The 26,411-nt window shown below is 62.0% G+C and carries 22 protein-coding genes; 17 read left to right on the top strand and 5 right to left on the bottom strand.

The window, feature by feature from the left end:
• Positions 1–118: 118 nt before the first annotated feature.
• Positions 119–1,018, bottom strand: a complete 900-nt coding sequence (locus HX899_RS24305; RefSeq protein WP_181293610.1) for a GntR family transcriptional regulator — start codon at positions 1,016–1,018, stop codon at positions 119–121.
• A gap of 341 nt (positions 1,019–1,359) precedes the next feature.
• On the opposite strand from HX899_RS24305, the gene HX899_RS24310 reads away from it, so the two are divergent.
• The 7 genes from HX899_RS24310 to HX899_RS24340 all read left to right on the top strand — a co-directional run bounded on the left by HX899_RS24310 (position 1,360) and on the right by HX899_RS24340 (position 9,326).
• Positions 1,360–2,862 carry a UxaA family hydrolase gene (locus tag HX899_RS24310; protein ID WP_062940023.1) on the top strand — a complete coding sequence of 501 codons (1,503 nt, stop codon included), beginning with the start codon at positions 1,360–1,362 and terminating at the stop codon, positions 2,860–2,862.
• 44 nt (positions 2,863–2,906) lie between these two features.
• Complete coding sequence (locus tag HX899_RS24315; RefSeq protein ID WP_138388240.1) at positions 2,907–3,926, top strand: aldo/keto reductase; 1,020 nt, start codon at positions 2,907–2,909, stop codon at positions 3,924–3,926.
• A 9-nt stretch (positions 3,927–3,935) separates the two neighbouring features.
• Positions 3,936–4,382: an RbsD/FucU family protein gene (locus tag HX899_RS24320; protein WP_138388242.1), complete on the top strand. Its 447-nt coding sequence runs from the start codon at positions 3,936–3,938 to the stop codon at positions 4,380–4,382.
• A gap of 208 nt (positions 4,383–4,590) precedes the next feature.
• Entirely contained in the window at positions 4,591–5,580 is a 990-nt protein-coding gene (locus HX899_RS24325; RefSeq protein WP_181293611.1) for an ABC transporter substrate-binding protein, read from the top strand.
• 107 nt (positions 5,581–5,687) lie between these two features.
• Positions 5,688–7,241, top strand: a complete 1,554-nt coding sequence (locus tag HX899_RS24330; RefSeq protein WP_181293612.1) for a sugar ABC transporter ATP-binding protein — start codon at positions 5,688–5,690, stop codon at positions 7,239–7,241.
• 27 nt (positions 7,242–7,268) lie between these two features.
• Positions 7,269–8,243, top strand: coding sequence for an ABC transporter permease (locus HX899_RS24335; RefSeq protein ID WP_138332396.1), 975 nt, complete (start codon positions 7,269–7,271; stop codon positions 8,241–8,243).
• A 63-nt stretch (positions 8,244–8,306) separates the two neighbouring features.
• Positions 8,307–9,326, top strand: coding sequence for a zinc-binding alcohol dehydrogenase family protein (locus tag HX899_RS24340; RefSeq protein WP_181293613.1), 1,020 nt, complete (start codon positions 8,307–8,309; stop codon positions 9,324–9,326).
• Positions 9,327–9,740: 414 nt separating this feature from the next.
• On the opposite strand, the gene HX899_RS24345 is transcribed toward HX899_RS24340, so the two are convergent.
• Positions 9,741–10,466, bottom strand: a complete 726-nt coding sequence (locus HX899_RS24345) for a copper homeostasis protein CutC (RefSeq protein WP_181293614.1) — start codon at positions 10,464–10,466, stop codon at positions 9,741–9,743.
• Between the two features lie 28 nt (positions 10,467–10,494).
• Complete coding sequence (locus HX899_RS24350) at positions 10,495–11,715, bottom strand: LysR family transcriptional regulator (RefSeq protein ID WP_181293615.1); 1,221 nt, start codon at positions 11,713–11,715, stop codon at positions 10,495–10,497.
• A gap of 49 nt (positions 11,716–11,764) precedes the next feature.
• Here HX899_RS24350 and HX899_RS24355 point away from each other — a divergent pair, with 49 nt between their 5' ends.
• From HX899_RS24355 to HX899_RS24385, 7 genes are all read left to right on the top strand, one after another.
• Positions 11,765–11,950: an acetyltransferase gene (locus tag HX899_RS24355; RefSeq protein ID WP_210273837.1), complete on the top strand. Its 186-nt coding sequence runs from the start codon at positions 11,765–11,767 to the stop codon at positions 11,948–11,950.
• 285 nt (positions 11,951–12,235) lie between these two features.
• Positions 12,236–13,144 carry an ABC transporter substrate-binding protein gene (locus HX899_RS24360; protein WP_138388254.1) on the top strand — a complete coding sequence of 303 codons (909 nt, stop codon included), beginning with the start codon at positions 12,236–12,238 and terminating at the stop codon, positions 13,142–13,144.
• An 87-nt stretch (positions 13,145–13,231) separates the two neighbouring features.
• Complete coding sequence (locus HX899_RS24365) at positions 13,232–14,398, top strand: ABC transporter permease (RefSeq protein WP_171599775.1); 1,167 nt, start codon at positions 13,232–13,234, stop codon at positions 14,396–14,398.
• Positions 14,395–15,339, top strand: coding sequence for an ABC transporter ATP-binding protein (locus HX899_RS24370; RefSeq protein WP_138388258.1), 945 nt, complete (start codon positions 14,395–14,397; stop codon positions 15,337–15,339). Before HX899_RS24365 ends, HX899_RS24370 begins: the two co-directional genes overlap by 4 nt.
• Positions 15,336–16,085 (top strand): ABC transporter permease, encoded by a 750-nt coding sequence (locus HX899_RS24375; protein WP_138332390.1) that lies wholly within the window; start codon positions 15,336–15,338, stop codon positions 16,083–16,085. The genes HX899_RS24370 and HX899_RS24375 overlap by 4 nt, the downstream gene beginning before the upstream one ends.
• Positions 16,086–16,141: 56 nt before the next feature.
• Entirely contained in the window at positions 16,142–16,537 is a 396-nt protein-coding gene (locus HX899_RS24380) for a VOC family protein (protein ID WP_138332389.1), read from the top strand.
• Positions 16,538–16,617: 80 nt separating this feature from the next.
• Positions 16,618–19,077 (top strand): glycoside hydrolase family 2 protein, encoded by a 2,460-nt coding sequence (locus tag HX899_RS24385; protein ID WP_181293616.1) that lies wholly within the window; start codon positions 16,618–16,620, stop codon positions 19,075–19,077.
• Between the two features lie 213 nt (positions 19,078–19,290).
• Here HX899_RS24385 and HX899_RS24390 read toward each other — a convergent pair whose 3' ends face one another.
• Positions 19,291–19,683, bottom strand: a complete 393-nt coding sequence (locus tag HX899_RS24390; protein WP_011650296.1) for a PRC-barrel domain-containing protein — start codon at positions 19,681–19,683, stop codon at positions 19,291–19,293.
• 246 nt (positions 19,684–19,929) lie between these two features.
• On the opposite strand from HX899_RS24390, the gene HX899_RS24395 reads away from it, so the two are divergent.
• The 3 genes from HX899_RS24395 (at position 19,930) to otsA (ending at position 25,372) form a co-directional block, all read left to right on the top strand.
• Complete coding sequence (locus HX899_RS24395) at positions 19,930–21,630, top strand: long-chain fatty acid--CoA ligase (protein ID WP_138332387.1); 1,701 nt, start codon at positions 19,930–19,932, stop codon at positions 21,628–21,630.
• A 151-nt stretch (positions 21,631–21,781) separates the two neighbouring features.
• A complete protein-coding gene (gene pgi / locus HX899_RS24400) occupies positions 21,782–23,407 on the top strand; it encodes a glucose-6-phosphate isomerase (RefSeq protein ID WP_138332386.1) in 1,626 nt (541 codons plus the stop codon).
• 549 nt (positions 23,408–23,956) lie between these two features.
• Complete coding sequence (otsA, locus tag HX899_RS24405; RefSeq protein WP_181293617.1) at positions 23,957–25,372, top strand: alpha,alpha-trehalose-phosphate synthase (UDP-forming); 1,416 nt, start codon at positions 23,957–23,959, stop codon at positions 25,370–25,372.
• Positions 25,373–25,446: 74 nt separating this feature from the next.
• Here the strand turns inward: otsA and HX899_RS24410 are convergent, their stop codons facing one another.
• Positions 25,447–26,409, bottom strand: coding sequence for an acyl-CoA desaturase (locus HX899_RS24410; RefSeq protein WP_181293618.1), 963 nt, complete (start codon positions 26,407–26,409; stop codon positions 25,447–25,449).
• Between the last annotated feature and the right edge of the window lie 2 nt (positions 26,410–26,411).

Raw genomic sequence — 26,411 nt, forward strand, 5'->3', positions numbered from 1 at the left:
CCATCCACCACCGCAATAGGCATTACAGCGCCAACAGCGGGTAAAGGGAAGTTACAAAGGTGCCGGCAGGCGGATGAGGGGCTGGCATCGGCGATCTCTGGGCTGAGATGTCCCCCGCTCAGGCGTTCTCTGTCGCGACTTGCGGCAGGGATTGCAGCAAGGTCTGGCGGGCGGAGTGCAGATGGGCGCGGCAGGCGGTTTCGATTGCTTCCTGGTCGCAGGATTCCAGGGCTGCGATATAATCCAGATGTTCGTGGATGGCGCGCTCGTTGCGCTGGCGGGCGGCAGTCTTGTTCCACTGGTAGTGATAGTGGAAGACGATGGCGATCGCGTCGTAGAAATCGGCGATGAAGCGGTTCTTCGAGGCGCGGTGGATCAGCAAGTGGAAGCGCTCGTCGAGAACGGAGAAATCCTTGAAGCGCTGGTTGATGTCGGCAAGCATGGCGTGATGTTCGTCGCGCATAGCGGCAAGATCGGCCCAGCTTTGATTATCCCTGGGAAGCCGGCCGAATTCGGCGGCGGAATGCAGCTCGAACATCTCGCGCACATCGGCAAGTTCGAGGGCGAATTCACGGGTGAAGCCTTTGAGCGTCCAGTGGCTGTTCGGCCGTTTCTCGATGAGGCCGAAGCGGGAGAAGCGGATCAGGAATTCGCGCACGCTGGTGGTGCCGGTGCCGATCTCGCGGGCAAGCTCCAGCTCGTTGATCTGCATGCCGGGTGCTGCATCATCGGCCAGGATGCGCTGCATGAAGCTGCGCTCGATGATATCATGCAGGGAGTCGGTTTCTTCGGAGGGAAAGAGGTCATGGTCTGTGGGTTGGCGCAGCACGATCTTCTGGCGTTTGTTCCAGCGGATGATGCCTTCTTCGCTGAGCCGCGTCAGGATGGCGCGCGCCGTCGAGCGGCTGACGCCGAGCTGGGCGGCGATCTCCGGTTCCGACGGCAGCGCCGTATCCGTGCGCAGGGCTACGGCATACCTGTTATAGGCTTCCTTGAAGACCGTATTCTGCCTTGCCACCAGACCCCGCTTTCCGCCCTCGTGACCGTCGTCCCGCTTCAGAGCAGGGCAGAACAGACCGGGGCTTTTCAAACGACCTTTAGCTTGATTCCGGTCGCCTGCGGCTCATTGCCTCCCTCGTCCACAGGATCAATATTCCCGTTGACTTGAAAATGTTTATTGTAGATAAAAAACAAAATCAATGCGCTTTCGCCGATGTAGCGAGCCTTTCGCTAGAACAGGATGATTTTAGGTGGGATGGCCTAAAAATCTGAATCCTGTTCTAAATTAAAGAGTTAGAGCATGATGTCGTCCGAAAACCGCTGACACTTTTCGGTATCATGCTTTAGGGAGATAGAGACTTGGACAAACTGCCTTGGATCATCCTTTCGGCCGGCGACAATGTCGCGGTCGCAACGGCGGCAATCGCGCCGGGTTCGACGGTTGCCGGCATTCAGACCCGTGAGAAGATCGACCCCGGCCACAAGGTGGCGATTGCGGATATTCCGCTCGGGTCACCCGTGGTCAAATACGGACAGGCGATCGGCCGCACGACGGCCGAGGTCAAGGCCGGCGACCATGTGCACAGCCACAACCTGCATTTCGAAAACGACCGGCTGGCGGCGACCGCCAATTCGGCGCCGGAAACGGCAACGGCCGACGACGTGGGGCGCACCTTCATGGGCTATCGCCGCGCCGACGGGCGGGCAGCGACACGCAACTATATCGGCATCATCGCCAGCGTGAACTGTTCCACCACGGTCTGCCGGGCAATCGCCGACGAGGCGAACCGGACGATCCTGCCGCATTACGAGGGCATCGACGGTTTCGTGCCGATCGTTCACGACCAGGGCTGCGGCATGAGCTCGACCGGCGATGGCATGAACGTGCTGCACCGCACACTTGCCGGCTATACAAGACATGTGAATTTCGGCGGCGTGCTGATGATCGGCCTCGGCTGCGAGGTCAATCAGCTGACGCTGTATGGCCAGAGCGGTGCCGGCGCCTCGAAGCGGCATTTCAACATCCAGGATGCCGGCGGTTCGCGCCGCGCGGTCGAGCGCGCCATGGGCATGCTGCGCGAAATCGCCGCCGATGTCGGCAAGGAAAAGCGCGTGCCGATGTCGATCGGGGAGATCATCATCGGCCTGCAATGCGGTGGCTCGGACGGCTTTTCCGGCATCACCGCCAATCCGGCGCTGGGTGTCGCGGCCGACCTGCTGGCGGCGGCCGGCGGCACGGCGATCCTGTCGGAAACCTCCGAAATCTATGGCGCCGAACATCTGCTGCGCAGCCGCGCCGTCAGTGACGAGGTGGCAAAGAAGCTCGACGACAAGATCGCCTGGTGGGAAGATTACGTCGCCCTGCACGGCGCCTCTCTCGACAACAACCCGTCGCCCGGCAACAAGCGCGGCGGGCTGACCACCATCCTCGAAAAGTCGCTCGGCGCCGTCGCCAAGGGCGGGCGTTCGCCGCTGACGGCAGTCTATGGTTATGCCGAGCGGGTCACGGCCCCCGGTCTCGTCTTCATGGACACGCCCGGCTACGACCCGGTCTCGGCGACCGGCCAGGTGGCGGGCGGGGCAAACATGATCGCCTTTACCACGGGCCGCGGCAGCTGCTTCGGTTGCCGGCCGGCGCCGTCGCTGAAGCTTTCCAGCAATTCGGCGCTCTTTGCCTCGATGGAAGAGGATATGGACATCGATTGCGGCACGATCGCCACGGGTGACGCGACGATCAGCGGCAAGGGCCGCGAGATCTTCGACCTCATCGTCGATACGGCATCAGGCAAGAAGACCAAGAGCGAGCTCTTCGGCTACGGCGACAATGAATTCGTGCCGTGGCATCTGGGTGCGACGCTGTAATCTTTGTTTTTACCAAAAATTCAAGTTCTTCGCGAGGAGGCATGATGAAGACGAGACGGATCGGCAAGACCAAGCTGGAGGTGACCGAAATCAGTTTCGGTGCCGCCGCTCTCGGCGGTCTCTACCGCGCCTGTCCGCGCGAGGTGGCGATGGACACGCTGCAGGCGGCCTGGGACAGCGGCATCCGCTATTTCGACGTGGCGCCCTGGTATGGGCTCGGCCTTGCCGAGCGGCGGGTCGGCGATTTCCTGCGCGACCAGCCGGATGGCAGTTACGTGCTTTCCACCAAGGTCGGCCGGCTGCTTCGGCCGGTGCCGACAGGCACCGTGCCTGATTACAGCTATGTCGACCCGCTCTCCTTCGATGCCGATTACGACTATTCCTATGACGGCATCATGCGCTCGGTCGAATTCAGCTATGCGCGCCTCGGCCTCAACCGCATCGATATTCTCTATGTGCACGATCTCGGCGTCTACACGCATGGCGCAGCGAAGAACGCGGTCCACCAGAAGCAGTTTCTCGATTCCGGCGTGAAGGCGCTGGAGGAACTCAAGTCGTCTGGCGCGATCTCCGCCTTCGGCCTCGGCGTCAACGAAGTGCCCGTCTGCCTCGACGTCATGCGCCATTCCGATCTCGACTGCATCCTGATGGCCGGCCGATACACGCTGCTCGACCGCTCCGCCGTCGCCGAACTGCTGCCGCTCTGCCGTCAGAAGGGCACCTCGCTCGTCGTCGGCGGCGTCTTCAACTCCGGCATTCTCGCCACCGGCCCGGTGCCGGGTTCGCATTTCGACTATATGCCGGCTGATGACGACGTGCTTGCCAAGGTCGGCGCCATGGAGGCGATCGCCAAGAGCCATGGCGTGCCGCTGGCAGCGCCCGCCCTGCAGTTTCCGCTGCGCGAACCGATCGTCGCATCGGTGCTGATCGGCACGGCGAAGCCCTCGAGCCTGACGCGCAATATGGAGATCGTCGAGCCGCGGCTTGCCGACGAGATCTATGCCGAATTCGAACCCTATACGCTGGTCGCGCCGCCGCTCGGCGCCGAAGCCGTCCGAGTCTGAGGAGAGACTATGCTCAAGGGTATTCATCCGCTGCTTGGCCCCGACCTGCTTCATGCACTGAAGACCATGGGGCATGGCGACGACATCGTCATATCGGACGCCAATTTTCCCTCGGGCTCGATGGGCCCGCCGGTCATTCGCGCCGACGGCGTCAGCGCCACTGACATGGCCGAGGCCATCCTGACGCATATGCCGCTCGACACGTTCGTGCCGGAAGCGGCGTGGCGGATGGAGGTGGTCGGCGATCCCGATGCGATGCCCGAGGTCTGCACCGAGTTCCAGCAGATCGTTTCCAAGCACGCCGGCGATTTCCGCATCGTGCCGGTGGAGCGTTTTGCTTTCTACGCGATGGCCCGCAAGGCCACCTACATCGTCGCAACGACGGAATTCCGGCTGTACGGCAACCTGATTTTGAAAAAGGGCGTTGTGCATCCGCACGAGGTCGACAAGGCCTGATCCCTATTTTAGGGTATCGTTGTATTGGAATAAAATCAGTTGCTTGGCGGGAGTTTACCAAAGCAAAAAAGCCGGTTTGGCGCTCTTGCAATTTGATTGCGCCTCGGCTAGCTTCACCTGGCAAATGTTTTTTATCGATAAAAATCGTCCGCCTGCGTTCAGCGGCCGATTTATTCGGAGGAGAACGCACCCTGAGAGGAGAACCCTTATGAGTTTCGTGAAATCCCTTCTGTCCCGCCGCGCCTTTACCGCGCTTGCAGGCGCCGCAGTCATCGCCACGGCGATGCCGGCACCATCGTTTGCCGCCGACGTGACGATCCCGATCATCGTCAAGGACACGACGTCCTTCTACTGGCAGATCGTTCTGGCCGGCGCCCGCAAGGCCGGTCAGGATCTCGGCGTCAACGTGCCGGAACTCGGCGCACAGGCCGAATCCGACGTCAACGGCCAGATCAGCATTCTGGAGAACGCCGTTGCCGGCAAGCCGGCCGCCGTCGTCATTTCGCCGACCGAATTCAAGGCGCTCGGCAAGCCGATCGATGAAGCGGCCAAGTCGGTTCCGATCATCGGCATCGACTCGGGCGCCGACTCCAAGGCGTTCAAGTCGTTCCTGACGACCGACAACGTTCAGGGCGGCCGCATCGCCGCTGACGGCCTGGCCGCCGCTATCAAGGGCGCCACCGGCAAGGAAGAGGGCGAAATCGTCATCCTCACCAATCTTCCGGGCGTCGGCTCGCTGGAACAGCGCCGCGAAGGCTTCCTGGATCAGGTGAAGACCAAGTATCCCGGCCTGAAGGTCATTGCCGACAAGTACGGCGACGGCCAGGCAACGACCGGCCTCAACATGATGACCGACCTGATCACGGCAAACCCGAACCTCGTCGGCATCTTCGCCTCGAACCTGATCATGGCGCAGGGCGTTGGCCAGGCAATCGCCGAAAACAAGCTCGGCGAGAAGATCAAGGTCATCGGCTTCGACAGCGACGACAAGACGGTCGGCTTCCTCAAGGATGGTGCGATCGCCGGCCTCGTCGTGCAGGACCCCTACCGCATGGGCTATGACGGCGTGAAGACCGCGCTTGCCGTCTCCAAGGGCGAGAAGGTCGAAGAGAATGTCGACACCGGCGCAAACCTCGTCACCAAGGCGAATATGGCCGATCCGAAGATCGACGCGCTGCTGAACCCGAAGATCAAGTAACAAAGACAGACAGGCCGCGCCGGCTTCAAAAACCGGCGCGGCCTTTTCCATCCGTGCTATGTTTTGCGCGGGATGGAGAGCAGAGGCGACACAAGGAGGAGAGGTCCATGATCGGACTGGAAGAGGTCAGTCATCGCCATGATGACAGCGCGACGCTGAAAGAAGCCAATCGAATTCCCGCCGGATCGCCTATCCTCGAACTCAAGGGCCTGCAGAAAAATTACGGTCATGTGCAGGCGCTGAAGCCAGCGACGCTGACCTTTCTCGCCGGTGAAATCCACGCCATCGTCGGCGAAAACGGCGCCGGCAAATCCACCCTCATCAAATTACTGACCGGCGTCATCACCCGCACGGCGGGCGAAGTGCTGTGGTGCGGCCAGCCGGTGGCGCTGGCGACGCCGAACGAGGCGATCGCCCGCGGCATCAACGCCGTGCACCAGGAAGTCGTGCTCTGCCGGCACCTGACGGTCGCCGCCAATCTCTTTCTCGGCGACGAGGTCAACCGCTTCGGCCTGATGCGCAAGAAGCAGATGGAGAAGATGGCGCAGGCCGTGCTCGACGATCTCGGCTTCGGCCTGCCGGCCGGTGCGCTGTTGAGCTCGCTGACGATCGGCCAGCAGCAGCTGGTGGCAACGGCGCGCGCGGCGATGCGCGGCACCCAATTCCTCATCTTCGACGAACCGACTGCCTATCTCACCCGCCAGGAATCGGCGCAGCTCTTCAAGCTGATCCGCCGGCTGCAGGGCGAAGGCGTCACCATCGTCTATATCAGCCACCGCATGGAGGAAGTGTTCGAGCTTGCCGACCGTGTCTCGGTGCTGCGCGACGGCACGCATGTCGGCACGCGCCTGATCGGCGAGACCAACGATGCCGAACTGATCTCGCTGATGATCAACCGCTCGATCGAACAGATCTACCACAAGGAAAAGATTGCGATCGGCGAGACGATCCTCACGGTCAACGGCCTCTCCGGCCCGGGCTTCGAAGATGTGTCGCTGAGCGTCAAGGCGGGACAGATCGTCGGCCTCTACGGCCTGATCGGCGCAGGGCGCAGCGAATTCGCGCTCGGGCTCTACGGCCGCCAGCCGACGACATCGGGCGATGTCGAATGGATGGGCAAGCGTGTCGACATCCGCAACGAACGCACCGCCATGGAGCTCGGCATTGCGCTGGCGCCGGAAAGCCGGCGCGACCAGGGACTTTGCCTCAACCTGCCGATCGGCCTCAACATCAACCTGCCGGTCTTCGGGCGGCTGAGCCACGGGCCGGTGATCAATCACACGCGCGAATCGGCCAATGCCGACCAGCAGATCCGCAATCTCAGCATCAAGACGCCGAGCCGGCGCGTTCCGGCCTCCAGCATGTCGGGCGGCAACCAGCAGAAGATCGTCATCGGCAAGTGGCTGAGCCATGGCGCCCGGCTTTTCATCTTCGACGAGCCGACCGTCGGCGTCGACGTCGGCACCAAGGCGGAAATCTACCGGCTCTTCGCCAAGCTTCTGAAGGACGGCGCGGGCATCATCCTGATCTCCTCCTATCTGCCCGAGGTCTACGAACTGGCCGACCGGCTGCACGTCTTCCGCGCCGGCAAAATCGTCGCGAGCCATGACTATCACGCGGCGACGCATGAAGAAGTGCTCAGCGAAGCGATCGGCGTCTGAGCCAAAAGAATAAGAGGGAGAAAATTCATGACTGCCACCCCCACTGAAATCGTCGCACCGCCGCCGCGCCGGAAAATGAACATCCTGTTCGGCCTGACGCTGATCGGCCTGCTGATCTTCCTCTGGATCGTGCTCGGCCTTGTCACCCCGAGCTTCTGGACACCGCTCAACATTTCGAACCTGCTGCGTCAGGGCGCGATGACGGCGATCCTCGCGCTCGGCCAGACCTTCGTCATCATCACCGCCGGCATCGACCTTTCGGTCGGCGCCATCGTCGGCTTCTGCACCGTGATCATCGCCTGGCTGCTGCAGGCGGGCGTGCCGGTCTGGGGTGCGATCGCGCTGACGCTGCTCATGGGTGTGGCGATCGGCGCCTTCCATGGCTTCGGCATCGTGCATATGGGCCTGCCGCCGTTCATCATCACGCTGGCAACCCTGACATCGCTGCGCGGCATCGGCCTGCTGATCACCAACGGTTCGACGATCAACATCACCAATGAGGGCTTCAGCAATTTCGCCCGCGCCGATCTGCTCAGTATTCCGAGTCTGTTCTGGATGGTCATCCTGGTGGCGGTGCCCTCCTTCATCTTCCTGCATCTGAGCCGGTGGGGCCGCTATCTCTTCGCGGTCGGTTCGAACGCCGAGGCGGCGCGCCTTTCCGGCGTCAACGTCAAGGGCATGATCTACCTTGCCTATATCCTGTCTGCCTCCTTCGCCGCCTTCGTCGGCGTGCTGCTCGCCTCACGCATCGCCATCGGCAATGCGACGCAGGCCGACGGCTGGGAACTGCAGGCGATCGCCTCCTCCGTCATCGGCGGCACCAGCCTGTTCGGTGCGGTCGGCTCGGTGCATGGCCCGCTGATCGGCGCCTTCATTCTCGCCACCATCAACAACGGCGCCAACCTTCTGAACGTCAACTCCTTCTGGCAGCGCATCATCACCGGTCTGCTGATCATCGTGATCGTGTTCTTCGACCAGCTGCGCCGCCGCCGGAGCAATTGAGCGACAAGAGACAGCCGGCCTGAACAGGCCGGCTTCCTCCATTCCAGGAATGCGAGACCCGTCATGAAAGCAGTTCTTTGCCGGGAGCCCGGCGTGCTAGAGATCGTCGAGCGTCCTTCGCCAGCGGCTCCCGCCGCCGGCTGGGTGCGGCTTGCCGTCAGCCATGTCGGCATTTGCGGCACCGATTACCACATCTTCGAGGGCAAACATCCCTTCCTCGAATATCCCCGGGTGATGGGGCATGAGATCTCGGCAACGGTGCTGGAAGCGGGCGACGGCGTTGCTATGGCGGTCGGCACGCCCGTCATCGTCAATCCCTATCTCTCTTGCGGGCAATGTGTCGCCTGCCGTCAGGGCAAGCCGAATTGCTGCACCAATATCAAGGTGCTCGGCGTCCATACGGATGGCGCCTTTTGCGAGGAGATCTCGGTTCCGGCTGAGAACCTCTATGCCGCCCAAGGCTTAAGCCTCAAAGCGGCGGCGACGACCGAGTTTCTGGCGATCGGCGCCCATGCGGTTCGCCGTTCGATGACCGGTGCGGGAGCACGGGCGCTCGTCATCGGCGCCGGGCCGATCGGCCTCGGGGCGGCGATCTTCTCGCGCATCGCAGGCCATGAGGTGACGCTGCTCGATACCAGCACCGAGCGGCTGCAGATGGCGTCCGAGCGCTTCGGCTTCACCTCCGGCATCGTTGCCAACGAGCAAACGGCTGACGCCGTGCGCGACAAAACCAATGGCGACGGTTTCGACGTGGTCTTCGACGCGACGGGTTACGGCCCTTCGATGGAAAAGGCCTTCTCCTTCGTCGCCCATGGCGGCGCACTGGTGCTGGTCAGCGTTGTCAAGGACGATATCCGCTTCTCCGATCCCGAATTCCACAAGCGCGAGATGATGGTAATCGGCAGCCGCAACGCCACCCGCGTCGATTTCGAGCATGTCGCAGATTCGATCGCCAAAGGGCTGGTGCCGGTGGACAAACTCATCACCCACCGCACGACGCTTGCCGATGCGCCGCGCGATCTCGCGCGCTGGGCGCATGAGAAGAATGGGCTGATCAAGGCTGTGATCAGTATTGGTGGTTAGGGCAATTTCGGGAACAGTCAGAAGCGGCTGAGTTCTGTTCAATACCACGGCTGTCCGGTTTGCGCTTGTGGCTGCCCCTCACCCTACCGGGGCCTGCCATGCAACAGCGTGAGGGAACGGCGAGGACGCGGCAAATCTCTTCTCCCCTCGGGGAGAAGGTGCCGGCAGGCGGATGAGGGGGCCACATGGCACACCCCCTCCTCTCATAACCTGTCCCGCGACGCCGACGGCAACGCCCTGAGACAACGCGAGCCGGTGAAACCCGCATGGACGTTGGGAAAGACCGGCTTCGCCGGCCCCCTCATCCGCCCTACGGGCACCTTCTCCCCGCTGGGGAGAAGAGGGAGTCGAGAGGTCACGGCATGTCTGTCCGAAGGACGGGTCAAGACCTGTGGCTCGACCCAGGCTACAAGTCTAACCCGCCGCCTCAATTGCCCTACGCATCTGCCTGACAATCGCGACATCCGTCTTGTTCGTGCTTCTCGCCTCGAAACCAAAAGCAACCGCGCGCGGATCGGCGCTTTCGACCGGTGAACTGCAGGAGCCGTGGACCTCGCGGGCGCCGGTCGCCTTCAATATCTCGCCGACATTTGCCGGGCGAATGCCGCTGCCGGGCATGATGGCGATGCGGCCGGCGGCCTTTGCCGAAATGCGCTTCAGCGTGTCGACGCCGTCGGCGGCCTTCAGTGCGCAGCCGGAGGTCAGGACGCGTTCACAGCCGAGCTCGACCGCCTGTTCCAGCGCCTGGTCGGCATCCGGCACCAGATCAAAAGAGCGATGCAGCGTCGAGCCGAGGCCGGCCGCATGCGCCTTCAACCGGTGGATCAACGGCATGTCGAGCGTGCCGTCCGACCGGTTGGCGCCAATGACGACACCGGCAAGGCCTGCGGCACGCACGGCATCGATATCGATCATCATCGCTTCCTCGTCTGCCCCGTCGAAGACGAAGGGCCCGGCATGAGGGCGGATCATCGCATAGACCGGAATGGGCGCCCGGGCGGCGATCCGCATCAAGCTCGGCAGCGGCGTCAGGCCGCCGAGCTCCAGCGCCGAGCAGAGCTCGATGCGCCCGGCGCCACCCTCGATCGCGGCGGCAAGGCCTTCGGCGCTGTCCACACACACTTCGAGCAAGATCGTCACGCTGCAGTCTCCCTGGCTCCGCCGCGGCTTAAGCCACGGCTGCGGTTTTGACGACCGCTTCCGACGTAATTCTCGCCGCCGCCTCGATGATGACAGTGCAGGCATCGGCGGCGGCTTTGCGATGGTTGAAGGCGACGTGATAGGACATCGGCAGATGCTCGTCGAGATCGACGATGCGTACCTTGTCGGCGATCGGCATGGCGCTGACGCGGCCGAGGAAGGAGACGTAGCCGTGATTGGTGACGAGGTCGACGATGACAGGCAGCGAATCCGCCGCCGTGATATCCTGGCCGCGCAGGCGCCGGTTGGGCGCGCGTTCATAGCTGAAGGCCATGGCCGCATGGCCGAGGCCGGTGCGCGGGCTCGGCATGCAGATCGGGTGGCCGGCGACGAGATCGGCGACGCTTGTCTCGGTGCTATCAGGCGGGGCGATCACCACCATCTCGGTCTGCAGCAATTCGCGATGGCGGAAGCTTTCCAGCCCGAAGACCGAATCCAGGATCGCGACATCGATTCGGCCGCTCTTCAGCGCCTCGCGCAGATCGTCGGCGGTCATCGAGACCAGCGAAATCGCATTGTTGTTGCGGCGGAGATTCCATTCGGAGACCAGCGCGCCCAGGCAGCGCGCTACCCAACTTTCCGATCCGGTCGGGATGATCGAGCCGATGCGCAGCGACCGGGCGGTGCGCCGATAACGCTCGTCGGCCGACGATTTGAGATCGTTCCACGCCTGGCTGATCGCCATGAAGATCTGGTAGGCGCGCCTGCCCTCCTCCGTCAGCACCGAGCCCTGCGCCTGCCGTTCGAACAGGCGGTGCTTAAGAAATTTCTCAAGATTGGCAAGCTGAAGCGAAAGCTGCGGCTGACCGAGGCGAAGGCGGCGGGCGGCCCGGTTGATGCTGCCCTGGTCGGCAACTTCGAGAAAACGCTCCATCGTGACGATCTTGACGGGAATGCGGGATGTCCAGGTCTCGTCGATCTCGGCGCCGGCGCCGTCGTGACCGGCCCATTGGCCGAGTTCAGCGATCGCAGCCATGATCGGCTCCAGGCCTTCCAGCACCCTGCCGCTCGCAATCAGCGTCGCCAGCTCGCCGGAGGCGCGTTCCGTCAGCTTCATCGCCAGTTCGGTCTCGAGATTGTGGATTGCCGTCGAGACGGTGGAGGGCGACAGCTGGAAGCGCCGCGCGGTCTCGCGGACCGAACCGGAGGTCAGGACATGGCTGGCGATGAACAAGGCACCAAGATGCAAACGGCCACCTCCGGAAAGCGCTGGAAAAACCGGACGATATGATGTGTTCATGAAAAAAGATATCCCTGCCTCCGGAGAGGCGGGCTATCGTTCCCGTCATAAAAAATCTCGGCGGCGGGAATCCGCAACAGAGCCTGGGAATATCGTGGAAACACGCAAGGGGACAAAAACAAATCGCGCCGGCCTTGGAAAAGGGAATGCGTTTCCGCGCGCGGAGGTGCATTCGCCGCCATAATCGTGCCGCGACCGCAAATACTGGAGGGGGCTTGCATCGATTTTTCGGGCATGAACGCTATTTCCATGACGCACGCAATTCCGGCATGATGGCGACTTGGTCGCCTTCGCCGGCGGATTTCCTATGCGCAGGCCTCCCGCCAAGGGCTTGGGCAACTGCATAATTCCTGAAGTCGGAGCCGATTTCAGGATAAATTATGCAGAAATTCAAAGTGCTACAGCGTCCTTGCACGTCTGAAAGACGTGCGGCGCTGTAGGTCAACGGTGTTTAACAAGGGGATATTCCATGCTGAAGAAACTCGCACTTGCCGTTTCGCTCTCCGCCTTCGCGGTGGGTGCGGCCCATGCCGCCGACGTCGTCGTCTCGTCGAAGATCGACACGGAAGGCACGCTGCTCGGCAACGTCATTGCGCTCGCTCTCGAAGCCAATGGCATCAAGACGCAGGACCGCATCGCGCTTGGCGCGACACCCGTCGTGCGCAAGGCGATCACCGCCGGCGAAATCGACATCTATCCCGAATATACCGGCAATGCCGGCTTCTTCTTCAACAAGGCCGATGACGCCGCCTGGAAAAACATCGACCAGGGCTATGAGCTGGCGAAGAAGCTCGATTTCGACGCCAACAAGATCGTCTGGCTGACGCCGTCGCCTGCCAACAACACCTGGGCGCTCGCCGTGCGCAGCGACGTCGCCGGCCCGAACAAGCTGAAGAGCCTCACGGACTTCGGCAAATGGGTTGCCGGCGGCGGTGCCGCCAAGCTTGCGGCCTCCGCCGAATTTGTCAATTCGGCCGGCGCGCTTCCCGCCTTCCAGACGACCTATGGCTTCCAGCTGAAGCCCGACCAGATGGTCGTTCTTTCCGGCGGCGACACGGCGGCAACGATCAAGGCGGCCGCCGACCAGACGAACGGCGTCAACACCGCCATGGTCTACGGCACCGACGGCGCGATCGAAGCGGCCGAACTCACCGTTCTCGAAGACGACAAAAACGTGCAGCAGGTCTATGCCCCGACGCCGATCATCCGCGAAGAGGTGTTGAAGGCCAATCCGAAGATCGAAGAAGTGCTCTCGCCGATCTTCAAAAGCCTGACCGCCGACGAGCTGCGCAAGCTCAACGCCAAGATCCAGGTCGACGGCGAGCCGGCAAAGTCCGTCGCCGAAGCCTATCTCAAGGAAAAAGGCTTCCTGAAGTAGTGATAGCCCGCTCCGCCCGATTAAGGGCGGAGCCTCCTTTGCTGATAGGGTTGGGCTGACAGGGTTGGCCAGACAGGGTTGATTTGAATGGCAGAAACCTTAGCGGTCCGCAGGCTGGACCGGCTCGGCGTGGTTCTGGTGGCCGGCGGCATCGCGGCGACAGCACTGATGCCCTTCATCTACGTGAAGGCAAACCGCATCGCCGCCGGCAAGCCGATGCTGCTGATGCAGCTTCTTCCCCAGCCTTCGGTCATCATCCTGACCGTGCTCCTCCTTCTCACCGCTTTCGCCACGCTGTTCCTCACTAATGCGATAGCGCGGCTTATCATCGGCACACTCTGCCTTGCGGCGCTGATCGTTGCGATCGGCCTGGTCTCGACGGCGGCAACGCCCCCCGGCAGCACGGTGGCGCGCATGACGCCTGGCGGCGGTTTCTGGGTACTGTTTGCCGTGATCGGCCTGGTCATATCAGATGCGCTTGTCAAAATCCGGCTGGCGCCGTGGATGCGGGTCGCAGCCCTTGCAGCCTATACGGCGCTGCTCTTCATCTCGCTCTCCTCCGGTCTGCTCGACAGCCTTTCGATCATGAAGGAATTCTCGACCCGGGCCCCGCAATTCGAGACCGAAGCGATCTCGCATCTGCTCTTGGCGTTCGGCTCGCTTGCCATCGCCATTGTTCTCGGCCTGCCGCTCGGCATCCTCTGCTTCTGGGTGCCTAAGCTGCGCGCCGCCGTGCTGCAGGGGCTGAGCCTCATTCAGACGATCCCGAGTCTGGCGCTCTTCGGCTTGTTGATGCTGCCGCTCGGCTACCTCGCCACCCATGTGCCGCTCGCTGCCGCGATCGGCATCCGCGGCATCGGCACGGCGCCTGCCTTGATTGCGCTGGTGCTCTATTCGCTGCTGCCGATCGTCGCCAACACCGTCGTCGGCCTGCAGGGCGTCGACCCTTCGGTGCGCGATGCTGCGGCCGGCATGGGGCTGACGCGCTTACAGATCCTTGTTGGAATCGACATGCCGCTCGCCTTCCCGGTCATCCTCACCGGCATCCGCATCGTGCTGGTGCAGGCGATCGGCATGGTGACGATCGCCGCACTGATCGGCGGCGGCGGCTTCGGCATCTTCATCTTCCAGGGGCTCGGCCAGACGGCCATGGATCTCGTCCTGCTCGGCGCCGTACCGACCGTCTTCTTCGCCTTCTCATCGGCCGTCATCCTCGATGCGGTCATCGACAGCATCCGGGGATCCGCCGCATGACCATGATCGAGATCAGGAACGTCACCAAGCGCTACGGCGTGGCCACCGTCGTCGACAACGTCTCGATGAGCGTCGAGAAAGGCGAGATCACCGTCATCGTCGGCACGTCTGGCTCGGGCAAATCGACGCTGATGCGGATGATCAACCGGCTGGTGCCGATCACCGAAGGCGAGATCTTCGTCGGCGGACAGAATGTGATGGACGTTGAGGTGACCGAGCTTCGCCGCAAGATCGGCTATGCGATCCAGGGCCACGGCCTGTTTCCGCACCGGACCGTGGCGCAGAATATCGCCACCGTGCCGCAGCTTCTCGATTGGGATTCCGCCCGCATCTCCAAGCGGGTCGAGGAACTGCTCGGGCTCTTCAATCTCGATCCGGCAACATTTGCCGACAAATATCCGCATCAGCTCTCCGGCGGCCAGCAGCAGCGCGTCGGTGTGGCCCGGGCGCTGGCGGCCGAACCGGAACTGCTGTTGATGGACGAGCCCTTCGGCGCGCTCGATCCCGTCATCCGCGGCAAGGCGCAGGACGATCTGCTGGCGATCCAGAAGCAGTTTGGCACGACGGTCATTCTCGTCACCCACGACATGGACGAGGCTTTCCATCTCGGCAATCAGATCGCGGTGATGAGCGAGGGCAGATTGCTGCAATGCTCGACGCCGGAAAAGATCCTCACCGAACCCGCCGATCCCTTCGTGCAGCAATTGACCGGCACCTCCGACCGGGCGCTGAAGCTGATGTCGCTGCTGCCGCTGAAGGAGAGCATGGAGCCGGCCAAGACCGGTCTCGCCTATGCCCTGCCGCAGTCGCTCAGCCTGCGTGATGCACTGGCCGAGATGATCTGGCAGGGGGTCGATGAGGCGGCCGTGCAGGACGGCGAGAAGGAGCCGGTGGGATCGATCTCGATGACGCGGCTTCTCGAACTGGGCCGCAAGGCATGAAGCTCGTCGTCGCCAATCTCTTCCGCCTGGCGGCGCTGGCTTTGCTGCTCATCCTGCTGTTCAGGACGGAGTGGCTTTCCTTCATGCTGGTGCCGCTGACCAGCAACAATGCGCCTGCCGTCTATACGCAGAACAGCCTTGCTTCGCTCGCCGCCGGCCATCTGCAGCTGGTGATCGGATCGATCGTCTGCAGCGCCGTGCTTGCCGTTGTCGGCGGCATCTTCGTGACGCGGGAAAGCGGGGCTGACTTCCTGCCGCTGTCGCGCGCCATCGCCAATGCCGGGCAGACCTTTCCGCCGGTCGCGGTGCTGGCGCTCGCGGTTCCCGCCACCGGCTTCGGCGCCATGCCGACGCTGATTGCGCTCTTTCTCTACGGCCTGTTGCCGATCTTCGAAAACACCGTCGCCGGCTTGAAGCAGGTTTCGCCGCAGGTTCTCGATGCTGCCGACGGCATGGGCATGAACGGCACGCAGCGGCTGCTGCGGGTCGAGCTGCCGCTTGCCTTGCCGCTGATCCTCGAAGGGCTGAAGGTCGCGACCGTGATCAATATCGGCACGGCGACGATCGGCTCGACGGTTGCGGCAAAGGGTCTCGGTGAGGTCATCATCGCCGGGCTGATTTCCGACAACACCGCCTTCATCCTGCAGGGCGGCCTGATCGTCGGCCTCATGGCGGTGCTGATCTATGATGCCATGGGCTTGGTCGAAGCGGCGATTACCCGAAGAATCGGCTTGCGCGCGGCGTAGGAGGGCGAGTACCAAGATGCCGTAACTGCGGCGCTGTAGTGCAATGGGAGGCAGACTTGGCGAAGATGATCCACTCCATGATCCGCGTTCTCGATGAGGCGCGCTCCGTCGGTTTCTACGAGAGGGCCTTCGGCCTTTCGGTCGCCGACCGCGTCGATTTCGAAACCTTCACGTTGATCTATATGAGCAATGCCGAGACCGGCTTCGAGCTGGAACTGACCGTCAACAAGGGCCGGACCGCGCCCTATGACCTCGGCAATGCCTATGGCCATCTCGCCGTCTCGGTCGAAGAGGTGGCGGTCGAGCGCGAGCGGCTGTCGAAGCTTGGGCTCAAGCCCGGTGAACTGGTGGAGCTCAACCGCGACGGCAAGCTCTTCGGCCTGTTCTTCTTCATCAGCGATCCCGATGGCTACAAGATCGAGGTGCTGCAGCGCCACGGCCGGTTTCTCTGAGGCATCTGACGCCGAACCACCGATACGGTCCAACCACAGATAATCCCACAGCTTCAAGCGGCATGCATCAGGAGCCCGCCATGATCGAAAAGACTGCGCTCAATTCCGGCTGGACGCTCTCCTGTAACGATACAGCAAGACCCGGCCTGCCGGCTGCGATACCCGCGACGGTGCCGGGCTGCGTGCATCTCGACCTTCTCGCCAACCGGCTGATCCCCGATCCCTATATCGACGTCAACGAGATCACCAGTGACTGGATCGGCAAGACCGACTGGACCTATCGCTGCAGCTTCGAGGCGATGCCGGATGATGGCAAGGTGCAGGAGCTCGTCTTCGACGGGCTCGATACCGTCGCGGTGATATCCCTCAACGGCGAAGAGATCGGCCGCACCTTCAACATGCACCGTACCTATCGTTTCGATGTTTCCCGGCTGCTGAAGGCTGGCCAGAACGAACTCACCGTCACCTTCCGCTCGGCTTACGCCTATGGTGCGGAGATGGAAAAGCATTACGGCTACCGTCCCAACAACTATCCGGGACCGGGCAACCTGATGCGCAAGATGGCCTGCAATTTCGGCTGGGACTGGGGGCCGACGCTGGTGACGGCGGGCGTCTGGAAGCCCGTCCGGCTGGAAAGCTGGGATCGGGCGCGGCTTGCCGAAACGCGGGTGTCGGCGACACTTGCCGGCGGCGACGGGCTGGTAAAAGTGCATGCCAGGCTGGCGCGGCATGGCGATAAGGCGCCATGCAAGCTCATCGCCGAAATTGGCGGCGGCGTGACCAAGACGGTGGTGATCGGCGCCGGCGAAGACGAGGTTTCCTTCGAGCTTACCCTCCCCTCGCCGCAGCTCTGGTGGCCGCACCATCTCGGCGCGCAGCCGCTTTATCCGCTGACGCTCAGGCTGATCGGCGAGGCCAGTGACGATCTGCTCGACGCTCACGAGCGCGAACTCGGTTTCCGCTCGCTGCGGCTCGATACCTCCGCCGACGAGCATGGCTCGGCCTTTACCTTCGTCATCAACGACGTGCCGCTCTTCATCTGCGGGGCGAACTGGATTCCGGACGATTGTTTCCCCCCGCGGGTGACGGCCGAGCGTTATGCCGCTCGGATCGAGGAGGCAAAGGCCGCCAATATCCACATGCTGCGCGTCTGGGGCGGCGGTATTTTCGAGGCCGACGAATTCTATGAGGCCTGCGACCGCGCCGGTATGCTGGTCTGGCAGGATTTCCTCTTTGCCTGCGCCGCCTATCCGGAAGAAGAGCCGCTCAGAAGCGAGGTCGAGGCGGAGGTGCGCGACAATGTCGTGCGGTTGATGCCGCATGCCTCGCTGGTGCTCTGGAACGGCAATAATGAGAATATCTGGGGCTTCGACGAATGGGGCTGGCGGCCGATCATCAAGGCGGGCGAAAGCTGGGGGCTGGGTTATTATCTCGACCTGCTGCCGAAACTCTGCATCGAACTCGATCCGGACCGGCCCTATTATCCCGGCAGTCCCTATTCCGGCTCAATGGAAATCGAACCGAATGCCGACGCACATGGCTGCAAACATATCTGGGACGTGTGGAACGATGTCGGCTACGAGGTCTACCGCAATTATATCCCGCGCTTCTGCTCTGAATTCGGCTGGCAGGCGCCTGCAGCCTGGGCAACGATCGAAGAAAGCGTGCACGACGCGCCGCTGACGCCGCAATCGAACGGCGTCTTTCACCATCAGAAGGCAACTGATGGCAATGACAAGCTGATCCGCGGCCTATCCGGCCATCTGCCGGAGCCACGGACAATGGATGACTGGCACTTCGCCACCCAGCTCAACCAGGCGCGCGCCATCCGCTTCGGCGTCGAACACATGCGCTCGCATCGGCATATCTGCAAGGGTGCGGTGGTCTGGCAGTTCAACGATTGCTGGCCGGTGACCTCGTGGGCGGCCCTCGATTCGGCCGGTCGCCGCAAACCGCTCTGGTATGCGCTGAAGGCGGCCTATGATCCGCGCCTGCTGACGATCCAGCCGCGCGGCGGCGGGCTTGCGGCGGTGGCCGTCAATGAACGAACGCTGTTCTGGCGGGCGAAGATCAGCGGCAAACGCATGAAGCTCGACGGCACCGTGCTTGCCGAATTCGAATTCTGGCGGCTGCTGTGCGACCGCTTCGAGGCAAAGGAATTTCCGCTGCCCAAGGATATCGTCACTCCCGACTTACCGAAGGACGAGGTGATCGTCGTGCAGATGCTCGACCGGCGCGCCTTCCATTATTTCGTCGAGGATATCGAGCTTGCCTTGCCGGCACCGCGGCTGACTATCCATGTCGTCGGGATCGACGGCGGGTATCAGGTCAAGGTGACGGCGCAAAATTTCCTCAAGGATCTTTGCCTGATGGCAGACCGGCTGGATCCGGATGCCGTTGTCGATTCGATGCTGGTGACGCTGTTGCCGGGCGAGAGCCATGTGTTTGCTGTGAAGACGGCAAAGGCGATTACCGCAGACGCCATTGTCGTCGGCGCCGTTCTGCGATCGGCCAACGATCTTGTTGTCGGCTCGCGGTAGCGGCTGCTCCTCACCCTAACCCTCTCCCCGTAAAACGGGAGAGGGGACGTGCCATGCAAGAGGCTGGCGAGGGACGGAGAGCTTACGGCATGGTCCCTTCGCCCCGTTTACGGGGAGAAGGTGGCGGCAGCCGGATGAGGGGCGCGAGCCAGTCGCCAAACACCAAAAGGCCCCGCATCCGCGGGGCCCTTCCAGCTCGGCTATCGGACGACGTTACATCCAGTAGGGCGGCACGCCGTAGTAATCATAGACCCGGCGGCCATTGTCGTTGTACCAGGTGTCGTCATCGTCCGAATAGCTCGGGGCGCCTTCGATCTGCTCCTTGGTCAGGTCGATGCGATAGCCATCCAACTGGGTGTCGTAGTTCAGCTTTTCCCAGGGAAGCGGATAGTGATCGTGACCGATACCCAGGAAGCCGCCGAAGCTCAGCACGGCATAGGCAACACGGCCGTCGAGCTTTCCGATGATCAGGCGTTCGATCGAGCCGATATGCTTGCCATCTGCCCCATAGACACGGGTGCCCTCGACGCGGTCGCTGGCGATTAGCGAGTGGGTGCTCTTGACATTCGGGTCACGGCGGGTGGCGTCGGTATCCTGGTTCAACATTGTGCACCTCCTTTTGGTGTTTCCTCATGATGAGTATGCAAGATCAACGTGATGGCGGACTCAAAGTTCCCCATCTTTCCATGATCGTGCGCTGGCGGAATGTTGACGTTTACGTCAAGGTTAGTATAGCTTCATTCGGCTTGAACCATTCAGGCAATGGCATAAGCTGCCGCACTGGAAGATGGAGGATCTTTCTGGTTATCTGCCGAATGATGTCGGCGCGGCGGCCGCAGGGGAGAGAGACAGATGAACAGCATTTCCGTCCATCCGAACGGAGCCAAGCCCGACAAGCCCTGGCTTGCGGCCTATCCCGATATCGTTCCGGCAGAGATTCCGCCGCTGGAATATGCCTCGCTTGCCGAACTGCTCGAAAAATCCTGCGCCCGTTACGCCGACCGGACCGCCTTTTCCAGCATGGGCAAGGCGATGCGTTACCGCGAGCTAGAGAGCCAGACGCGCAAACTCGCCGCCTGGCTGCAAAGCACCGGCCTTCAGAAGGGCGACCGCGTCGCCGTGATGATGCCGAACGTGCTGCAGAACCCGATCGCGACCTACGCCATCCTGCGCGCCGGCCTCGTCGTCGTGAACGTCAACCCGCTCTATACGCCGCGCGAGCTCGAACATCAGTTGCGGGATTCCGGCGCCAAGGCGATCTTCGTGCTGGAGAATTTTGCCCGCACGGTGGAGCAGGTCCTCAACAAGACCGATCTCCGCCATGTCGTCGTCACCTCGCTTGGGGAAATGCTGGGGCCGAAGGGGCTGATCGTCAATTTCGTCGTGCGCAAGGTGAAGAAGCTCGTTCCCTCCTGGTCGATCCCTCAGCACAAGAGCTTCGGCCAGGTGCTGCGCGAAGGTGCGGGAAAAAAGCTCCAGCCGGTCACGCTGACGGGCAGCGACATCGCCTTCCTGCAATATACCGGCGGCACGACGGGCGTCGCCAAGGGCGCGGTGCTGACGCATGAAAACCTGCTCGCCAACAAGCTGCAGCTGTCCCTCTGGCTGCGATCGGCCTTCGAGCGCAAGAAAGAGCCGGAGGTGCTGAATTTCCTCTGCGCCCTGCCGCTCTACCACATCTTCGCGCTGACGGTGAATTCGCTGATGGGCATGTCGCATGGCGCCCACAATATCCTGATCGCCAATCCGCGCGACATTCCCGGTCTCGTCAAGGAATTCGAAAAATCGAAGGTGCATATCTTCCCCGGCCTCAACACGCTGTTCAATGCGCTGATGAACAATGCCGATTTCGCCAAGCTCGATTTCTCGTCGCTGATCATGTCGCTCGGCGGCGGCATGGCCGTGCAGCGTCCGGTCGCCGAACGCTGGCTGAAGATGACGGGCACGGCGGTGACGGAAGGCTACGGCCTTTCCGAGACATCGCCCGTTGCCACTGCCAACCGCTTCGATTCGCCTGAGTTCACCGGCACGATCGGCCTGCCGCTTCCCTCCACCGACCTCGATATCCGCGACGAGGACGGCAATTCGCTGCCGCTCGGCCAGGTCGGTGAAATCTGCATCCGCGGGCCGCAGGTGATGGCCGGCTACTGGCAGAAGCCGGAAGAGACGGCGCGGGTGATGACCGACGACGGCTACTTCCGCTCGGGCGACATGGGTTTCATGGACGAGCGCGGCTATACCAAGATCGTCGACCGCAAGAAGGACATGATCCTGGTCTCGGGCTTCAACGTCTATCCGAACGAGATCGAGGAGGTCGCCGCCATGCACGCCGGCATCCTCGAGGCCGCGGCCATCGGCGTGCCGGACGGACATTCGGGCGAAGCGGTAAAACTCTTCGTGGTCAGGAAGGATCCGAACCTGACGGAAGCCGAGGTGAAAGCCCATTGCATCGCCAACCTCACCAACTACAAACGCCCGCGCTTCATCGAATTCCGCACCGAGCTGCCGAAGTCGCCGGTCGGCAAGATCCTGCGCAAGGACCTGCGCGGCTGAATTTGACGATTTGATGAATTAGAGGCTTTCCTGAAGGGGCCATCCGCTTGCCGCGGGTGGCTTTTTTCCATTTCGACAGGCGGCTGAACTTGATTTGCGGGTGAGAAAGCGAATAGTTTCCGCAACCTTTCCGCCTCCAAAGGAGCCTCCCATGAACGCCATCGTCGAACAGCTGAAAAGCACCGCTGATGCCACCAAGGCGACAGATATCCGCGCCGCCTTCGCCGCCGATTCGCAGCGCTTTTCGCGCTTCTCCGTCGCGCTTGACGACCTGCTGATGGATTTTTCCAAGACAGCGGTGAATGACGACATCCTCAAGCTCTTGGTGAAGCTTGCCGAAGACGGCGGCGTCGAAAAGAAGCGCGAGGAAATGTTCTCCGGCAAGGCGATCAATTTCACCGAGGACCGTGCCGTTCTGCACACCGCGCTGCGCAACCGTTCCAACACGCCGGTGCTGGTCGACGGCAAGGACGTCATGCCCGACGTCAATGCGGTGCTTGCCGCCATGGGCAAGTTTGCCGACGACGTCCGCTCCGGTGCGCTGAAGGGCGCGACCGGCAAGGCGATCACCGACGTCATCAATATCGGCATCGGCGGCTCGGATCTCGGGCCTGTCATGGCGACGCTGGCGCTTGCCCCCTTCCATGACGGCCCGCGCGCGCATTTCGTCTCCAACATCGACGGCGCCCATATCGCCGACATCCTGAAGCTGGTGCAGCCGGAAACGACGCTGTTCATCGTCGCCTCGAAGACCTTCACCACCGTCGAGACGATGACCAATGCGCAGACGGCGCGCAATTTCATCGCCAAGGCGCTCGGCGAAGCCGCCGTGCAGCACCACTTCGCCGCCGTCTCGACGGCGCTCGACAAGGTCGCCGCCTTCGGCATCGATAGCGCCCGCGTCTTCGGCTTCTGGGACTGGGTCGGCGGGCGTTACTCGATCTGGTCGGCGATCGGCCTGCCGTTGATGATCGCCGTCGGGCCGGAGAATTTCGGCAAGTTCCTCGACGGCGCCCATGCCGTCGACAATCATTTCCGTAAGGCGCCGATTACCGAAAACCTGCCGATGCTGCTCGGCCTGATCGGTTTCTACCATCGCAATGTGCTTGGTTACCCCACCCGCGCCATCCTGCCCTACGACCAGCGCCTGTCGCGCTTCCCGGCCTATCTGCAGCAGCTCGACATGGAATCGAACGGCAAGGGCGTCACCATCGACGGCACGCCGGTCGAAGGCAATTCCGGCCCTGTCGTCTGGGGCGAACCCGGCACCAACGGCCAGCATGCCTTCTACCAGCTGATCCATCAGGGCACGAGCATCATCCCGGCCGAATTCATGATCGCCGCCAACGCCTTCGAGCCGGAGCTGCGGCATCAGCATCAGCTCTTGATCTCCAACGTTCTCGCCCAGTCGGAAGCACTGATGAAGGGCCGCACCTTCGCGGAAGCCAAGAAGCAGCTGACCGACAAGGGCATGGACGACAAGAAGGCCGATTTCATCGCCCCGCACCGCGTCTTTACCGGCAACCGTCCGTCGATCACCTTCGTCTATGACAAGCTGACCCCTTATGCGCTCGGCCGGCTGATCGCGCTTTACGAACACCGCGTCTTCGTCGAAGGCGTGCTCTTCCGCATCAATTCCTTCGACCAGTGGGGCGTCGAGCTCGGCAAGGAACTGGCGACGGGCCTGCTGCCGGTTGTCGAAGGCAAGGAAAGTGCAGCATCGCACGACTCCTCGACACAGGGCCTGGTTGCGGCGCTGGCGAAGCTTGCGAAGTAAGCGATCGAGATTGCCCCTCACCCTAACCCTCTCCCCGTTCTGACGGGGAGAGGGGACGTGCCCTGCGAGAGGCGAGTGAGGAACGGAGAGGTCACGGCATATTCCCTTCTCCCCGTCAGAACGGGGAGAAGGTGCCGGCAGGCGGATGAGGGGCTGACGCTGGCTCCAACCTTACAAACCAATCTCACGCGCCGGGGCGGATTGGCGCCAACATCGTCATTGCGGCCGCAAATGATGAACTGATATCAGCGGGCCTGGGGCATCCGCACGATGGGCTTCGTCGTACGAAACCGGATGAACGTTCTTCTAATCAAAAAATTGTAGAATGAATTCTTTCAATTCGTTGGAATCGCCCTAGATTCAAGCAAAATCTGTGCGGAAAATGCTCCGTTCGTTGTTCTTGTTGGCATCTGCACCGGGCCGCTCGCGTCCGGGTCGGCTCTGTCGATGTCGGCGCTTTCACTGCATGGTCCCTGCCCAAGTTCAGGAGATGCCTCAAGACGCTCGTCACACAGCGTTTTCATGTCCCATCTTCATTAAAGGAAGCTCATGAGCCGTCTTGTCGTCGTTTCCAATCGTGTTCCCATGCCGGCAAAAGATGGGAGCGCCGCTGCCGGCGGCCTGGCCGTCGCGCTGCAGGCAGCCCTGCAAGAGCGTGGCGGCATCTGGATGGGGTGGTCGGGAGAATCGAGCGGGGACAGGGAACCTGGCCCGTTGTCGCAACTGCAGAAGGGCAACATCACCTATGCGCTGACCGATCTCACCGACACCGATGTCGAGGAATATTATCGTGGCTTCGCAAACCGCGTTCTCTGGCCCATCTGCCATTATCGCCTGGACCTCGCCGAATATGGCCGGAAGGAAATGGCCGGCTATTTCCGCGTCAACCGCTTCTTCGCACATAGGTTGGCGCCGATGATCGAGCCGGACGACATCATCTGGGTTCATGATTACCACCTCATTCCGCTGGCGGCCGAACTCCGCCAAATGGGGCTGAAAAACCGGATCGGCTTCTTCCTGCACATTCCCTGGCCGCCGGCCGACATTCTCGTCACGATGCCCGTCCATGAGGAAATCATGCGCGGGCTCTCGCATTACGATGTCGTCGGCTTCCAGACCGACTACGACCTCCAGAACTTTGCCGGGTATCTCAGAAGGGAGGGAATTGGCGACGACCTCGGAAATGGATTGTTCGATTCCCATGGACGGATATTCAAGGCCGGCGCCTATCCGATCGGGATCGAAACTGCCGGTTTCGCCGAGTTCGCCGAGAGGGCCGCAAACCATATCATGGTACAGAAGACCCGGCGCAGCGTTGAAGGCCGGGACATGATCATCGGTGTCGACCGCCTCGATTATTCGAAGGGCATCATTCAGCGGCTGGAAGCGTTCGAAACCTTCCTCACCAGCAATCCTGCCTACCAGAACAAGGTCACCTATCTGCAGGTCACGCCAAAATCGCGATCGGAAGTTCCCGAATACGAGCATATGCAGAAGATGGTCGCCGAACAGGCCGGCCGCGTCAACGGCGCCATCGGAACGGTCGACTGGGTGCCGATTCGCTATGTCAACCGATCGATCAGCCGCAACGTGCTTGCCGGCCTCTACCGGCTGGCGACGATCGGGCTGGTCACGCCGTTGCGCGACGGCATGAACCTCGTCGCCAAGGAATATGTCGCCGCTCAGGATCCCGATCGCCCAGGCGTATTGGTGCTATCGCGCTTCGCCGGCGCGGCTCGCGAGTTGAAGGGTGCGCTGCTGGTCAATCCTTACGATGTCGAAGGCACTGCCAATGCCATCGCCAAGGGCCTTGCCATGTCGCTGGAGGAGCGTCGCGACCGCTGGAGCATGATGATGGAGCATCTGCTAACCCACGACGTCTCACTTTGGTGCGAAAACTTCTTGCGGGACTTGGTACTTGCTCCCGAGCTTCAACCGGAGCGTGACTCCCGGATAGGCTCCTGATCGATCGACGTCGACCCGTCCTTCGGACCCGAGGGAAGAAGAGGAATCGAGACGTAGCAGCAAGGAGGAGGCACTTACGGGCGAGATTCCGCGTGACCTGCTGCGTGATGTGGCGGATGACTGTCACCCGCCGTTTCAGTTGCGTCGATGCGTCTCAACCCTCGCCGTTGCACGATCGTGTGCGGGAGCTTGATCGCCGAAGCCAGACCGAGCCTTGCCAGCAGCCGGATGAAATACCAGCCGAGATCCAATTGCCCCGGCTCGATGCCGAGCCGCGCCGATTCCGGAAAGGCGTGATGGTTGCCGTGGAAGCTCTCGCCGAAGGTCACCAGCCCGAAACGCGGCAGGTTATAGCCCTGCACCGCGACATCATCGACACTCCAGCCCTGATGGCCGGCTCGATGCGCGAAATGACCGACCAGCCAGTGTCCGGTCAGCGACACCGATATCCGCACAGCAATACCCCAAACCACCCATGGCAGTCCGCCGAGTGTGAAGAGCGCGAGTCCCAAGGGAATCTGTTGCGCCATCCATGTCGCCTCCAGGAAGCGATAGAAGTGGTCGCGCCGCTCGCGCTCCTCGAGGATGAAACGCGGCGGATGATCAAGCATCACTATGCAATGCATCTGCCAGAAGGCATCGACGAAGAAAGACCGCCGATGGGCATAGAGGTCATGGCAGTCTGGCTGCCGTTGCGCCCAGTCGCGAATGTCGTGCGCGTAGATCATACCGAAGGGGCCGGCCATGCCGACCAGCGTACCGAGATAGACGAGAAAATGCTCGATCCAGATATGAGTGCTGAATGAGCGATGGATCAGCAGCCGATGCATGCCTACCGAATGACCAAGGCAGATCGTGATGGCGGTCAAGAGGATAAAGAGGGCAAAGGCGCTCCAGGTGAAGGTCAGCGGGCCACCAATGATGGCAATCAAGGTCATGGCGGTGATCCAGATCGACTTTGCGGGCATCCAGACCGCTCTGCCCTTCACCGGATCGCTCCCGTTGTCGATCATTCGTCCAGTGGAAATACTGCTCATGA

Source organism: Rhizobium sp. WYCCWR 11146, from assembly GCF_013591995.1.
Taxonomy (GTDB): domain Bacteria; phylum Pseudomonadota; class Alphaproteobacteria; order Rhizobiales; family Rhizobiaceae; genus Rhizobium; species Rhizobium indicum.

Coding starts and splice junctions, on each gene's coding strand:
- HX899_RS24315 (WP_138388240.1), top strand. CDS start 2,907: ATGAAGACGAGACGGATCGGCAAGACCAAGCTGGAGGTGACCGAAATC.
- HX899_RS24320 (WP_138388242.1), top strand. CDS start 3,936: ATGCTCAAGGGTATTCATCCGCTGCTTGGCCCCGACCTGCTTCATGCA.
- HX899_RS24325 (WP_181293611.1), top strand. CDS start 4,591: ATGAGTTTCGTGAAATCCCTTCTGTCCCGCCGCGCCTTTACCGCGCTT.
- HX899_RS24330 (WP_181293612.1), top strand. CDS start 5,688: ATGATCGGACTGGAAGAGGTCAGTCATCGCCATGATGACAGCGCGACG.
- HX899_RS24335 (WP_138332396.1), top strand. CDS start 7,269: ATGACTGCCACCCCCACTGAAATCGTCGCACCGCCGCCGCGCCGGAAA.
- HX899_RS24340 (WP_181293613.1), top strand. CDS start 8,307: ATGAAAGCAGTTCTTTGCCGGGAGCCCGGCGTGCTAGAGATCGTCGAG.
- HX899_RS24355 (WP_210273837.1), top strand. CDS start 11,765: ATGAAAAAAGATATCCCTGCCTCCGGAGAGGCGGGCTATCGTTCCCGT.
- HX899_RS24360 (WP_138388254.1), top strand. CDS start 12,236: ATGCTGAAGAAACTCGCACTTGCCGTTTCGCTCTCCGCCTTCGCGGTG.
- HX899_RS24365 (WP_171599775.1), top strand. CDS start 13,232: ATGGCAGAAACCTTAGCGGTCCGCAGGCTGGACCGGCTCGGCGTGGTT.
- HX899_RS24370 (WP_138388258.1), top strand. CDS start 14,395: ATGACCATGATCGAGATCAGGAACGTCACCAAGCGCTACGGCGTGGCC.
- HX899_RS24375 (WP_138332390.1), top strand. CDS start 15,336: ATGAAGCTCGTCGTCGCCAATCTCTTCCGCCTGGCGGCGCTGGCTTTG.
- HX899_RS24385 (WP_181293616.1), top strand. CDS start 16,618: ATGATCGAAAAGACTGCGCTCAATTCCGGCTGGACGCTCTCCTGTAAC.
- HX899_RS24390 (WP_011650296.1), bottom strand. CDS start 19,683: ATGTTGAACCAGGATACCGACGCCACCCGCCGTGACCCGAATGTCAAG.
- HX899_RS24395 (WP_138332387.1), top strand. CDS start 19,930: ATGAACAGCATTTCCGTCCATCCGAACGGAGCCAAGCCCGACAAGCCC.
- pgi (WP_138332386.1), top strand. CDS start 21,782: ATGAACGCCATCGTCGAACAGCTGAAAAGCACCGCTGATGCCACCAAG.
- otsA (WP_181293617.1), top strand. CDS start 23,957: ATGAGCCGTCTTGTCGTCGTTTCCAATCGTGTTCCCATGCCGGCAAAA.
- HX899_RS24410 (WP_181293618.1), bottom strand. CDS start 26,409: ATGAGCAGTATTTCCACTGGACGAATGATCGACAACGGGAGCGATCCG.